Source organism: Lactobacillus sp. ESL0681 (genome assembly GCF_029392835.1).
Taxonomy (GTDB): Bacteria; Bacillota; Bacilli; order Lactobacillales; family Lactobacillaceae; genus Lactobacillus.
The window spans coordinates 751171-764788 of sequence record NZ_CP113943.1 but is presented as its reverse complement, the minus strand read 5'-3'; the positions used below and the strand labels follow the sequence as shown (position 1 = coordinate 764788).

At 37.3% G+C, this 13618-nt stretch carries 15 protein-coding genes; 12 read left to right on the top strand and 3 right to left on the bottom strand.

Annotated features, from left to right (window positions below):
• Nucleotides 1–55: 55 nt before the first annotated feature.
• From OZX59_RS03585 to OZX59_RS03575, 3 genes are all read right to left on the bottom strand, one after another.
• Nucleotides 56–1963 carry an ABC-F family ATP-binding cassette domain-containing protein gene (locus tag OZX59_RS03585; RefSeq protein WP_277126774.1) on the bottom strand — a complete coding sequence of 636 codons (1908 nt, stop codon included), beginning with the start codon at nt 1961–1963 and terminating at the stop codon, nt 56–58.
• A 72-nt stretch (nt 1964–2035) separates the two neighbouring features.
• A complete protein-coding gene (locus OZX59_RS03580; protein ID WP_277126773.1) occupies nt 2036–2446 on the bottom strand; it encodes a DUF3021 domain-containing protein in 411 nt (136 codons plus the stop codon).
• A gap of 10 nt (nt 2447–2456) precedes the next feature.
• The gene (locus OZX59_RS03575) at nt 2457–2912 is read right to left on the bottom strand and encodes a LytTR family DNA-binding domain-containing protein (RefSeq protein WP_277126772.1); all 456 of its coding nucleotides are present in this window, start codon (nt 2910–2912) and stop codon (nt 2457–2459) included.
• 253 nt (nt 2913–3165) lie between these two features.
• Between OZX59_RS03575 and OZX59_RS03570 the strand changes: the two genes are divergently transcribed.
• The 12 genes from OZX59_RS03570 to mutS all read left to right on the top strand — a co-directional run bounded on the left by OZX59_RS03570 (nt 3166) and on the right by mutS (nt 13617).
• Nucleotides 3166–3810, top strand: coding sequence for a redox-sensing transcriptional repressor Rex (locus OZX59_RS03570; RefSeq protein WP_277126771.1), 645 nt, complete (start codon nt 3166–3168; stop codon nt 3808–3810).
• Nucleotides 3811–3998: 188 nt separating this feature from the next.
• Nucleotides 3999–4283, top strand: a complete 285-nt coding sequence (gene groES / locus OZX59_RS03565; protein WP_277126770.1) for a co-chaperone GroES — start codon at nt 3999–4001, stop codon at nt 4281–4283.
• 18 nt (nt 4284–4301) lie between these two features.
• A complete protein-coding gene (gene groL / locus OZX59_RS03560; protein ID WP_277126769.1) occupies nt 4302–5930 on the top strand; it encodes a chaperonin GroEL in 1629 nt (542 codons plus the stop codon).
• A 415-nt stretch (nt 5931–6345) separates the two neighbouring features.
• Nucleotides 6346–6765 (top strand): choline-binding protein, encoded by a 420-nt coding sequence (locus OZX59_RS03555; protein ID WP_277126768.1) that lies wholly within the window; start codon nt 6346–6348, stop codon nt 6763–6765.
• 99 nt (nt 6766–6864) lie between these two features.
• Nucleotides 6865–7671: a hypothetical protein gene (locus OZX59_RS03550; protein ID WP_277126767.1), complete on the top strand. Its 807-nt coding sequence runs from the start codon at nt 6865–6867 to the stop codon at nt 7669–7671.
• 2 nt (nt 7672–7673) lie between these two features.
• Nucleotides 7674–8258 (top strand): hypothetical protein, encoded by a 585-nt coding sequence (locus tag OZX59_RS03545; protein ID WP_277126766.1) that lies wholly within the window; start codon nt 7674–7676, stop codon nt 8256–8258.
• A 12-nt stretch (nt 8259–8270) separates the two neighbouring features.
• The gene (locus OZX59_RS03540) at nt 8271–8876 is read left to right on the top strand and encodes an ABC transporter ATP-binding protein (RefSeq protein WP_277126765.1); all 606 of its coding nucleotides are present in this window, start codon (nt 8271–8273) and stop codon (nt 8874–8876) included.
• Complete coding sequence (locus tag OZX59_RS03535) at nt 8860–9366, top strand: hypothetical protein (protein WP_277126764.1); 507 nt, start codon at nt 8860–8862, stop codon at nt 9364–9366. Before OZX59_RS03540 ends, OZX59_RS03535 begins: the two co-directional genes overlap by 17 nt.
• Before the next feature lie 149 nt (nt 9367–9515).
• Nucleotides 9516–9857, top strand: coding sequence for a type II toxin-antitoxin system Phd/YefM family antitoxin (locus tag OZX59_RS03530; RefSeq protein ID WP_277126763.1), 342 nt, complete (start codon nt 9516–9518; stop codon nt 9855–9857).
• The gene (locus OZX59_RS03525) at nt 9857–10165 is read left to right on the top strand and encodes an addiction module toxin RelE (protein ID WP_277126762.1); all 309 of its coding nucleotides are present in this window, start codon (nt 9857–9859) and stop codon (nt 10163–10165) included. Before OZX59_RS03530 ends, OZX59_RS03525 begins: the two co-directional genes overlap by 1 nt.
• A gap of 95 nt (nt 10166–10260) precedes the next feature.
• A complete protein-coding gene (gene pcp, locus OZX59_RS03520; RefSeq protein WP_277126761.1) occupies nt 10261–10908 on the top strand; it encodes a pyroglutamyl-peptidase I in 648 nt (215 codons plus the stop codon).
• A 135-nt stretch (nt 10909–11043) separates the two neighbouring features.
• Nucleotides 11044–13617, top strand: a complete 2574-nt coding sequence (mutS, locus tag OZX59_RS03515; RefSeq protein ID WP_277126982.1) for a DNA mismatch repair protein MutS — start codon at nt 11044–11046, stop codon at nt 13615–13617.
• Nucleotide 13618 lies beyond the last annotated feature (1 nt).

The following is a 13618-nucleotide window of genomic DNA, read 5'->3' as shown; positions in this document are numbered from 1 at the left end:
TTGAACAAAAATGACTAAGAATTTTGATCTATCAGATCTAATTCTTAGTCATTTTTTAAAATTCATCTAGTTCAGTTAATGCGGTTTCCCAAAGTTGATTTGCTTGATCGAGTTCTGTTTGTACGGCCGATAATTTTTCTTGTAGTGGTCCTAATTTGCTGAAGTCAGTAGCAATCTCTGGATCAGCCATTTCTGTTTGAACAGCAGTTTGTTGTTGTTCTAACTCTTCGATTTTTGCTTCAGCCTGCTCAACTTGGCGTTCTAACTTACGTTTTTGTGAATCACGTTGCTTTTGTTGTTGATAGTTAAGTTTACTGGTGTCAACAGGTTGCTCTTGTTCATTCTGAATTTGCTGACTGGCCAGTTGTTCTTTAGCTTTTTCATTTAAATAATAGGAGTAATCGCCTTCATAAATTTTGGCACCTCCGTCTTTAACTGCAACAATTTTATTAGCTAATTGATTAATAAAATAACGGTCGTGTGAGACAAACAGCAGAGTGCCATCAAACTTTTGCAAGGCTTGTTCAAGGACTTCTTTAGCTTCAATGTCCAAGTGGTTGGTAGGCTCGTCCATTAACAGAAAATTGTTGTGTTCAAGCGATAAGACTGTCAGCGTTAATCGTGCTTTTTGACCGCCAGAAAGTTGACCAACGGTTTTGTCAATATCTTGTGCAGTAAATAAGAAACTGGCTAAAACAGAACGTACATCGCGTTCAGGCATTGTTTTATGGCGATCCCAAATGGTATCGAGAACGGTCTTGCTGGAATCGAGCTGCTGCAATTCCTGATCGTAATAACCAATGTCAAGTGAGGCACCGTATTTAATGGATCCATCCTTGGGCTTTAAGTCGTGCATTACGGTTTTTAAGAGAGTGGATTTACCAATCCCGTTTTGCCCGATGACAGCTACGCGATCTCCCTTGTTTACTTGCAATGAAATGTTTTTAACCATGGTTTTAGTTGGGTAGCCAATGGTTAAGTTATTTAAGATTAGTACTTCTTTACCAGATGGTCGTTCACTCTGAAAGTTAATCCGCACCTTACTTTGATGCTTAGGAGGATTGATGCGATCAATTTTGGCTAACTGTTTACGCCGGCTTTGGGCTCGTTTGGTAGTAGTTGCCCGAACAATATTTTTTTGGATGAATTCTTCATCCTTTTTAATTTGCTCTTGCTGTTTTTCATAGGCCTGCTCTTGCTGCTGATCACGTAATTGACGCTGTGCTAAATAATCAGAGTAGTTACCTTTAAAAGTAGTTAATTTACCAAAGCGTAATTCGAAAATTTGATTAGCTAAATGATCCAAAAAGTATTGGTCATGCGAAACCGTCAGAATTGCTCCAGAATATCCTTTAAGATAGTTTTCAAGCCAATCCAAGGTATCAATATCTAAATAGTTAGTCGGTTCGTCTAGCAGTAATAGCGGTGGTTTGCGCAACAACAGCTTAACGAAAGCCAAACGAGTTTTTTCACCACCAGAAAGGCTCGCAATTTGCTTAGACCAAGTCGGTTGTGGAAAATTAAAACCATTGAGAATGCTCTTGATGTCAGCTTGGTAGGTGTAGCCACCACGCTGTTCGAAGTCAAATTGTAATTGATCGTATTGCATTAATAAGTCTTTATTTTCTGGATGTTGAGCAATTTGTTCTTGCATAGCTTGGATTTTAGAGTTGAGCTTAATTAAGCTCTCAAAAACGCCTAGCATTTCGTTCCAAATTGTTTTTTCTTCGTTTAGACCGTTTTCCTGTGCAATATAGCCAACGTCGACGTTTTTATTGATAGTGAATTCGCCATGAGTTGAACTTTCTTGTCCAGTCATAATTTTCAGCAGAGTGGTTTTGCCAACTCCGTTTGAGCCGACTAAGCCAATTCTGGCATTATCAGCAATAGAAAAATTTACATTTTTGAATAGTATATTAGCACCGAATTGTTTTTCGATATCATGTCCTTGTGCAATTATCATTTATTTCACCTAAAAACTATTTTAGCATAAAGCCGGATTTTATTGGATAGTCTTAAAGGTAAAAAGTCATGGTTAATTATTAGTAGTTCGCTGCTTTTCGGCTAGCTTACGGTTGATTTTGTTAATTGATAATCGCTCAAAGAAAATCACAATTGCCCAGATTAACAGATAAATAGCAAAAAAGGCTCCACTAAAGGTTAAAATATTAGTAGGACTGGTGATCCAGCCATTATAGGCGATCATGGCAACTACTAGCGCAAAGGTAGCACTAAAGTGGATCAGCAATGTCTTAATGGTAATCCCTTGACTAAAGAGGTGGGTTAAAAGTCCAATTAGAAAACTCATAATCCAAATACTGATAATATTTTTTGCTGTTGGAAATGCAGACTGTATCTTAAATAGTAGAATCAACAAGTATGAAAAAGAGCCAAAGCCAATCCCAGTAGTACCGTTGACAAGAATATTGATAATTTTTTGTTTCATTTTTAATCTCCTAAATGCCTAAAAAATGCATTAAATCCTTTACGTACTTGCGACTAACGCTAGTCGTAAGCTGATGAGCCAGTTTTGCTGTCAGGTTACCAGAAAAACTGTCTTCTAAAGCTAATAAGTAGTCAACATTAATGATGGCTTGTCTTGAAACTTGCAAGAAGTGTTTAGGCGTTAGCTTTTGATGAAAACTGACTAGAGTTTCTTTAGTTTTAAGAATGCCATCAACTGTATAAATTACTAATAGATTATCGACAAGATCCACTAAAATGATCGATTTAGTTTTGACCATGTTAAGCTGTTGCGAAGTTTTGACAGGAATAATGTCACTTTTTTCTGCTTGAAAATGTTCAAGAGCCGCCATAATAGCTGCTGCTTTCTCAGTTTGTTTTGCCGCTTGAATGATAATTGTTGGCTCTTGTGGATCAATTTCTGGATTAGTTTCAAAAATTAACTTCACGGTCTCACCTCCTTAACTTATATGCCAATTGTACTGATTGCTGGCCAGTTTGTCTGTAAGATTGAGGTAAGTGGTTAGCTGAAGTAGGCAAAGAGTAAGCTTAGCAGGTTAAGCGGTGTCAAAAATCGCCAGAAAATTTGCAAAGTTATCCGTAGATTGTGAAAAAAATATTTGCAAATAGCTAAGCTTCACGGGTACAATAAGGATAATTAATATTTGGTTCACAAATAAAATCTGGGAGGCTTTTTAAATAATGGAAACAATTAAAATTCCAACGGCAACGGCCAAGCGGCTGCCGCTTTATTATCGGTACTTAATTATCCTGAATGATAGCGGTAAGGAGAAAGTATCTTCAACTGAATTATCTGAAGCTGTTCAAGTTGATAGTGCTTCAATTCGGCGCGACTTTTCTTATTTCGGCGCATTGGGTAAGCGAGGTTATGGTTATGACGTCAAAAGTTTGCTGACCTTTTTTAAGAAAATTTTGAACCAAGACACCTTAACTAATGTGGCATTGGTTGGTGTTGGTAATTTGGGTCATGCGCTGCTCAACTACAACTTTAAGCGTAGCAACAATATTCGGATTTCTTGTGCCTTTGATATCAATGAAAAAATCACCGGTAAGATACTGAGTGGTGTACCGGTTTATGGGATGAGTGAGCTAACTAAACAACTCAGTGATCAACAAATTTCGATCGCTATCTTAACTGTGCCAGCTAATACCGCGCAAAAGACGGCTGATGAAATGATCGAGTCTGGAATCAAAGGAATTATGAATTTTACTCCGATCAGACTTTCGGCACCAAGTGGTGTGCGCATTCAAAATGTTGATTTGGCAACAGAATTGCAGACGCTGATTTATTTCTTGGATGCTGATAAGGCTGATGAAGATAAGTAATTTGAGTATTTGCCATGGCAAGATTTCATGATAAAAGCAGAAATTAGCACTTTAACCAAAAAAGTGCTAATTTTTACTTGCATTCTATTTCAAAAGGGGTTATTATCATATTTGTAGGTTGGCACTTGGGTAATAAGAGTGCTAATAATTATTAAAAAGTTAAAATTTTGATTATAGGAGGGACAAACGTGTTACAACCAATCGGTGATCGCGTGATCGTAAAAGTTAAAGAAGAAGAAGAAAAGACTGTTGGCGGTATCGTCCTAGCTTCCAACGCTAAGGAAAAACCAACTGAAGGTGAAGTTGTTGCTATCGGCCAAGGTAACTTTGCAGATAATGGCGATAAGATTCTAATGACCGTTAAAAAGGGTGACGTTGTTCTTTACGACAAGTATTCAGGTACTGATGTCAAATATGAAGGCGAAAAATATTTAGTTCTTCATGAAAAAGATATTTTGGCAATTGTTGAATAGTTAAGGAGTGAATTAAGAATGGCAAAAGATATTAAATTCTCAGAAAAAGCAAGACGTTCCTTATTAAAGGGTGTTGATAAGTTAGCTGACACTGTTAAGACTACGATTGGTCCTAAGGGGAGAAATGTTGTTTTAGAGCAATCATACGGCAACCCTGATATTACTAATGATGGTGTGACAATTGCTAAGTCAATCGAATTAAAAGATCACTATGAAAACATGGGTGCTAAGTTAGTTGCTGAAGCTGCACAAAAGACTAATGACATTGCTGGTGATGGTACTACTACTGCTGTTGTCTTAACTCAAGCAATTGTACGTGAAGGTATGAAGAACGTAACTGCTGGTGCCAACCCGGTTGGTGTTCGTCGCGGTATTGAAAAAGCTACTAGTGCTGTAGTTGATGAATTGCACAAGTTAAGTCACGATGTTTCTTCTAAAGATCAAATCGCGCAAGTTGCTTCTGTATCTTCAGCTTCTACAGAAGTTGGTGATTTAATCGCTGAAGCAATGGAAAAAGTTGGCAATGACGGTGTTATTACTATCGAAGATTCACGTGGAATTGAAACTGAATTGTCAGTAGTTGAAGGTATGCAATTTGATCACGGTTACTTATCACAATACATGGTAACTGACAACGATAAGATGGAAGCAGATTTGGATAATCCTTACGTCTTAATCACTGATAAGAATATTTCTAATATTCAAGATATTTTGCCATTGTTACAAGAAATTGTACAACAAGGTAAGTCATTATTGATTATTGCTGATGATGTTTCTGGTGAAGCATTGCCAACCTTAGTCTTGAACAAGGTTCGTGGAACTTTCAACGTGGTAGCTGTTAAGGCTCCTGGCTTTGGTGACCAACGTAAAGAACAATTACAAGATATTGCTGCTTTAACTGGTGGTACAGTGATTACCGATGATCTTGGTCTTGACCTTAAGGACACTAAGATTGAGCAATTAGGTCAAGCTCGCCGGATTACTGTAACTAAGGACTCAACTACGATCGTTGATGGTAGCGGAGCTGCTGATGCAATCAAGGATCGTGAAGATTCAATTAGAAAGCAAATCGAAGAATCAACTTCAGACTTTGACAAGAAGAAGTTGCAAGAACGTCTTGCTAAATTAACTGGTGGTGTAGCGGTTATCCACGTAGGTGCTGCTACTGAAACTGAATTAAAGGAACGTCGTTACCGGATTGAAGATGCCTTGAACTCAACTCGTGCTGCGGTTGACGAAGGTTACGTTGCCGGTGGTGGTACTGCTTTAGTTGATGTTAAGGGTGCCGTTAAAGATCTTAAGGGTGATACTCCAGATGAACAAACTGGTATCAACATCGTTTTGACTGCTTTAACTGCTCCAGTTCGTCAAATTGCTGAAAATGCTGGTGAAGATGGTTCAGTTATCTTGAACAAGCTTGAAGAACAGGATAATGAAATTGGCTATAACGCAGCTGATGGCGCATGGGAAAACATGGTTGAAGCCGGAATTATCGACCCAACTAAGGTTACTCGGACTGCTTTACAAAATGCTGCTTCAATTGCTGCATTATTGCTGACTACTGAAGCTGTTGTAGCTGATATTCCTGAAGACAAGCCTGCTGCTGATCCAAATGCTGCAGCTGCTGGTGCCCCAGGAATGATGTAATTAAATAGTTAATATTTTAAAAGAACCACTCGATTGAGTGGTTCTTTTTGTGTGCTATCATTGTTATTTATAACTGTAACTGTTTAAAAAGTTTTGATTAATAGTATCATTGCTTTGTTTGGTATACAATACTAATTTAGTTGCACAGATAAGTATGATTGATTCTCATATAATATCATAAGATATTTAATTATTAAAAGCAAAAGTAATAAATCATATTAAATACATAATAAATATATGAAATCGCTTTATTTTTTTTACAAAAGGGTGGTAATATACTCTTAAGGACATTAGAAACGCGTTTTGGATATTAAGTCCTTGGAATCGTTATAAAGCAAGGGAATAGCTGATTTCAAGCTTGAAATTACCTGTATCTTTGCAAAAAAATTATTAACATCTATGGAGGTGTGTTAAAATGACATTTTTTAAACATAATTTCTGGGGTAAAGCAATATTAGCAGCTGGAACTGTGGTAGCATTAAGTGGAACTGCAGTTGTAGGAGCTGCCAAAGGTACATGGACGGTTACTACTGAAACGGTTAGTGCTGGTGGAGGATGGAGTTCTTATGGTTCTCCTAACACTAAGAAGAACAATTCTAACGTAGCATCATTTAATGGTGATGCACTTCCTAATGCACTAGGCTATAATGTAAAGTTGATTAATAGCAATGCGTCAGCAAGATCAGGAAAAACTGGCTTGTACAAGGATCAGACTACATATGGGAGTGACAATTCTGGCAAAGTCAATTATAAATACTATGCAGATGTTCGGTCTAAAGCAGTTGAACCAAATTCAAGTAGAGTAAAACTGCACTTTAGTGCTGATCGTAAGTAAAGTCTATTTATTGTAATTACAATAAATATGAAACTAAAAGGGGATTTTATCCCCTTTTAGTTTGATTAGGACAGTGAGCATAAGTTAGGGAGTAGTTTTATGCCAAAAAGGACTAAAAAGATAATCGTCATTGCTGTAATACTTTATTTGATATTGATAACAATATATGCATTTACTACTTTTAAAGACAGGGCTGGCCTCTTAAAGCAAGGCAATATTTCCGTACATACTTTTTTTGAGCTTCAATCAGGGCTAAATGACAATATTATGGTTGATATTTTGGAAATGTTTCTTTTTCCATTGCTCGGTTCTGTTTTGTTTATTTATCTAAAGAATAATAGTTTAGTAAATCTTCAGCAGCGTATTGGCTATAGGGGCTTTCTTAAACGAGGAATAACCACTACTTTTTTAGCTGGTGCTGGAATCTCTTTACTAACCAATCTTTATGAAATGGGCTTAATTAACTGGTTTTATTATCCGTTTGTTTATAATTTTGCCGATCCAGATCTAAATAGTTTTAGACCTAGTAACCTGACTAACAACGATTTAACGGAGATCATTTTATTTATCATATTTGCCGCGATTGGCTGGGGTATTTTTGCTATTTTTATTTTTAGTGTGGGATTATTTGTTCGGAAAACGGCTTTGTATTTTGCAATGGGGCCTGTATTAGGTCTGATATTGATTTTATTGCCAATTTTGGGTAATATACATAGTTTAGTTTGGCGAGTATTTTCGTATTCTTGGTTTGTCTATACTCTAATTGCTCCCGGACAGTATACTTTTATCAGTGAAGCTCCACCGATTAAGCCGGGACTATCATTTGTAATTGCTGCTATTATTTATTTAGCAATAGCAGCGCTTTTGATTGGGATTTGGTATAGTAAGCAGCGAAAAGAGGCCTAATCATGCAAGCTAAACATGTTTGGCGAAAGCTATTTTTAACCAGTTTAATCATTACGTTACTTGGCTTATGGGGTGGTTGGTATTTAACTACACAAAGTGAGCCTGCCACGATGGAATTACCCAATGCCTATCTTAATGCCAATTTAGTATCATTGTATTTGCAGCCAGCAGTTTTAATTTTAATTTACAACCAGATTTTAACTTTTCGTAAAATCAACTTACTGGTTGGCGTGCGGCAATGGACTAATAAGATGATTGCCCGTTTATTAATCTTGGCAACTCTAGATTGTCTACTCTTCTGTGCTGGACTGATAATTCCTTATCTGATGACTGATTTTCCATTCTTCCGTAATGGCAGTCCTCTACTTGGTACGGCATTACTGCTGTTACATGTTGCGGTGCTGATCTTAATGGCTTGGCTACTAGTTGGTGCCTATCAAATGCGCTATCCGCAATTATTGGTATTCATCGTTATTATTATCGATTTGGTGTATCATTTCTATTTTGAAAAGCAGGCTTTGATACTGTATAGTCCGCTATATGATCCACTATACCGAGCAGTTCATCGGATTTATGGTGGATATTAATGGAGAATTATTATGTTAGAAATTAAACAGTTAAAAAAGTCGTTTGGTCGTAAGCAAGTTTTACAGGATGTGACACTATCCGCTCAAGCTGGTGAGTTGATTCATATTTCAGGAATTAATGGCTCAGGCAAGTCAACGATCTTTAAAATTGTAACTGGTCTGCTAAAGCCCGATAGTGGCACAGTCAAGTTGGGACAAAACGATGTTATTGGCGCCTTAATTGAGAATCCCGGTTTTCTGGAATATGAATCCGCAATGACCAATCTTCAGTTCTTGGCTAATCTTAACCATAATTTTAATGAAGCAAAAGTTAGCGAATTACTGCAATATTTCGAACTAGATCCAGCGGATAATCAAGCTATTGCTAAGTATTCGGTTGGTATGCGGCAAAAAGTGGGTATTATTCAAGCAGTTATGGAAGATCAAAATATTATTTTGCTTGATGAGCCGACTCGCGGGATTGATCAAGCAAGTATTAGACAATTTGCTAATTTGCTAATCAAACTTAAGCAAGAGAATAAAACGGTAATTGTTGCTAGTCATGACCGAATTGCCGAAATTAAATATGATCGCCGTTTAAATTTGCAGGGCGGTGTACTTAGTGATGAAGATGAATAAGAAGCGAATCTTTCTGGCTTATGCTGCTGTCAGTGCTTTGTTAGTCTGTTTAGCGCGTGTGAATTGGTCTAGCTATCTATCTGCTGCCAAGTTATGGCAGATTAATTTTGCCTGGATTACTAAGCCGATGGTATTTGCCTTATTAGCGACTAACTTGTTTTTCTTTGATTCTCTAGCAGTTTGGTTGCCACGAAGTGGGCTACATAATATTAGTCCGCTAATGCAGGTTCGCAAACCGACTTTTAAACAACTAATAAAAAATATTGCCCCACAGGTTTGGCAATACTTAGTCATCTTCTTGTTGGTACATGTATTTGCCTTTGACTACGGTAACTGGGGTTATTCATTATTAACGTTGCTAGGTTTGAGTCTGCTATGGCTAGCGTGTACTTTTTGTCCGGTTTATCATTGGCCAGTCGGAGTGCAAAATTTATTGGTCATGATAGGCTTTTTTGGAGTTAGGCTAGCTCTGTGTTATTGGATAATTTAATTAATTTATTATGGTTTGTAAATAGATAATTAAATAATTTTAAAAAATTGCTTGTGATGAGCAATTTTTTGTTTTTGGTAATTTCTTTGCTATGGCACTAAACAAGGTGCTATAATTAGTGCTATAAAAAGACTGTATGGAGGTATAAAATGGTTTTAGCAAGTAGAATAAATGTACCGTTAACTTCAATCTCTGAAATAAAAAAAGCACCAATGACGGCTTTTTCATTGTCAAAAAAAACGCAAGAGCCAGTCTATGTTCTTAATAATAATAAGGAAGTTGGGGTTGTGTTAGACATAGACCAGTATAATTCAATCGTTGATTTTATTGAAAAAGCTCAGGCTATAATTGATAATGTGGCTGAGGATGCTTATCAAGAGAAAATTGAACAACGGATAAACTCAGATAAAGACTCAAATCTTTCTAATGAAGAAGTTCTTGGTAAAAATTGGCGAAAAAATTTGGAACAAATTCCGGATGAGTGGGATTAATGTATCAGTTATCATGGTTTAAAGAAGCGGTAACGGAGTATCAAAAATTAGATGGTTCTCAAAAACTCCAAATTAAAAAAGGGATTGCGAGAATTACTGAACGTGGTATGCAGGCTGGTAAGCCACTTGTAAAGAAAAAATATGATTTGTCAATGTGTCGTGAAATTAAGATGCGACGATTAGGTTTAAGAATAGTTTTTAAACAAAATAATCAAGCAATTCAGATTATCGATATTGTTTGTGTGGGTAAACGTTCTGATGAAGCAGTATATGAGCAGGCAGCAAAATTATTAGGATTATTATCTTAGTTCTTAAAATCTTACTTTGACAGCTAACTCTTTTTTTAATATCATATAGAGATAATATTTTAATACTATCTTAACACGTGTGGTGAGTAAATAAAATGAAGATTTTAGTAACGGGATTTGATCCTTTTGGTGAAGATAAGATTAACCCAGCAATTGAAGCAGTTAAGCGCTTAGATGATGAAATTGCTGGTGCAAAAATTGTTAAGCTAGAAATTCCTACTGTTTTTGGTGAATGTGCTGAAGTAGTGCATGAAGCAATTATCAAGCATCAACCTGATTATGTCTTAAATATCGGTCAAGCTGGTGGTCGTTATGCTTTGACTCCAGAACGGGTAGCAATTAATTTTGACGATGGTCGGATTAAAGATAATAAGGGCTATCAGCCACTAGCCACACCAATTCATGAAGATGGACAAAATGCATACTTCACGCAATTACCGGTTAAAGCAATTGCGCGAGCAATTCGGGATGCTGGTGTGCCAAGTGTGGTTTCAACTACTGCTGGCACTTATGTTTGCAACCATATTATGTATCAAGTTCAGTATATGATTGATAAGGAATTTCACGGGTTAAAGGCCGGATTTATTCATATTCCATTTTTGCCTGAGCAAGTTGTTGATCGCCCAGATACTCCTAGCTTGAGTTTAGCAGATGATGTTAAAGGCATTACTGCAGCCATTGAAGCAATTGTTAAGATGGATGGCAAGGAAGATATTGCTAGCATTGAAGGACATATAGCTTAACTAAAAAATTTCCCACTAACAAATATTTAAGGATTTGTTAGTGGGATTTTTCTTTTACTATTGCCTTTAGCGTATAATAGTAATGATAAATAAAATAAAGAAGAGGAACAAATGGTTAATTCAAGTACGACGCCTATGATGGAACAATATTATGAAATTAAAAAGCAATATCCCGATGCTTTTCTGTTTTATCGGGTCGGAGACTTTTATGAGTTGTTTGAAGATGATGCAGTTAAAGGTGCGCAGCTTCTTGAGCTGACTCTGACACATCGTTCAAATAAAACTGCCAATCCAATTCCTATGGCAGGTGTGCCCCATGTAGCAGTTGATTCATACGTTGATACTTTAGTTGATAAAGGCTATAAGGTAGCTTTGTGTGAGCAACTGGAAAATCCTAAAGATGCTAAAGGGATGGTTAAGCGTGGAATTATTCAGCTGGTTACTCCAGGTACCAAGATGAATGATAAGCCTAGTGAAGCAAAAGACTTTAATTATTTAACTTCAGTCGTTACTACCAAAAGCGGCTTCGGATTAGCTTATAGCGATCTATCAACTGGTGAAATTTTTGCGACTCACTTAAAAACATTTGCCACTGTGGTAAATGAGCTGTTATCATTGCGTACCAAAGAAGTTGTTTATGGTGGATATTTGGGCGATCAGGAGCAGGAAACGTTACGCAAAGCCAATATCACAGTTTCAAAACCAGTTGAATTAACTAAGACACATGCAGAGATAGCGTTTGCTCAGCAAAAGCTAACTAATCAAGCAGAAAAGACGGCTGTTAAGCAATTAGTTAGTTATCTGCTAGTTACCCAAAAACGTAGTTTAGCCCACTTACAAATTGCACAAAGTTATGAAGTCAGTCAATATCTACAAATGTCTCATACCGTACAAAATAATTTGGAATTGGTAGCGTCAGCTAAGACTGGCAAAAAAATGGGTTCGCTATTTTGGGTACTCGATAAGACGCATACCGCAATGGGTGGTCGCCTGTTAAAACAATGGTTAGCCAGACCGCTACTTTCAACTAATGAATTGAATAAGCGCCAAGAAATGGTACAAGCATTGGTAGACGATTATTTTACTCGCGAAAATGTCGTAGATGCGCTAAAGGGAGTCTATGATTTGGAACGGCTGACTGGTCGAATTGCTTTTGGTAATGTCAATGCACGTGAACTGCTTCAATTAGCCAATTCACTTACTGCTGTTCCAGTGATTTTAGCAGCTTTGACTAAGTCTCATAGTTCAGCTTTACAAAACTTCGCGCAAAAAATTGATCCGTTAAAAGGGGTAGCTAAATTGATTAGCGATACTTTGGTAGCTGAGCCACCAATTTCTACAACTGAAGGTGGTCTAATTCGTGAAGGTGTTGACCAGCAACTCGACCGTTACCGCGACGCAATGAATAACGGTAAGCAATGGCTAGCAGAGATGGAAGCTCAAGAGCGGCAAAAGACTGGAATTGAGAACCTAAAAGTTGGCTATAATAAGGTTTTCGGCTATTATTTACAAGTGACTAATTCTAATAAAAATAAGGTGCCAACTGAGCGTTATACTCGTAAGCAAACCTTGACTAATGCCGAGCGTTATATAACGCCAGAACTAAAAGAACATGAAAATCTAATTTTAGAGGCACAAACTAAATCGACAGATTTGGAATATGATTTATTTGTCAAATTGCGTGAAGAAGTGAAAAAGTATATTTCTGCCTTACAGGAGTTAGCTTCACAAGTAGCAGCAATTGACGTCTATTGTTCGTTTGCCCAAGTCGCAGAGACCAACAATTATTGTCGACCACATTTTCAGACTGACAGCCAGAACGTGAAGATCGTTAATGGTCGTCATCCAGTTGTAGAACAAGTAATGCAGGCTGGTGCGTACATCCCTAATGATGTGCAGCTTGATGAAGAAACAGATATCTTTTTGATTACTGGACCGAATATGTCAGGCAAAAGCACCTATATGCGGCAGTTAGCGTTAATAACTGTTATGGCGCAAGTTGGTTCATTTGTCCCGGCAGATAGTGCTGAATTACCGATTTTTGACCAAATTTTTACGCGAATTGGTGCCGCTGATGATTTGATCTCTGGGCAAAGCACCTTTATGGTAGAAATGACTGAAGCAAATGACGCCTTGCAAGCGGCAACTAAACGTAGTCTGGTGCTATTTGATGAGATTGGTCGCGGAACGGCAACGTATGATGGGATGGCCCTGGCCGGTGCAATTGTCCAATATTTACATGATGAAGTAGGAGCCAAAGTACTGTTTGCGACTCATTTTCATGAATTAACGGATTTAGAACAAACTTTACCACGTCTTAAAAATATTCATGTTGGGGCAACTCAGGAAAATGGTAAATTAATCTTTTTGCATAAAATCTTGCCAGGGCCTGCAGATCAAAGCTACGGAATTCATGTTGCGCAATTGGCTGGTTTACCAAGTAAGGTTTTGCGTCAAGCAACTAAGTTATTAAATCGTCTAGAGGCTCAAGGAAGTAGCCTTGGACCAAGCACGCATCAACTTGATTTGTTTGCAACGGAAACCGATGAAGATATGATTAGTCAAACTCCAGAGGTGACGACTGATGAAGTTACAGTTAAGGAAAAAGATGTCTTAAAAGAACTTAATGGGTTGTATCTAGCTGATAAAACCCCACTGGAAATTATGCAAATAGTTGCGAATTGGCAAGCGGACTTAAAGGATGAATAAT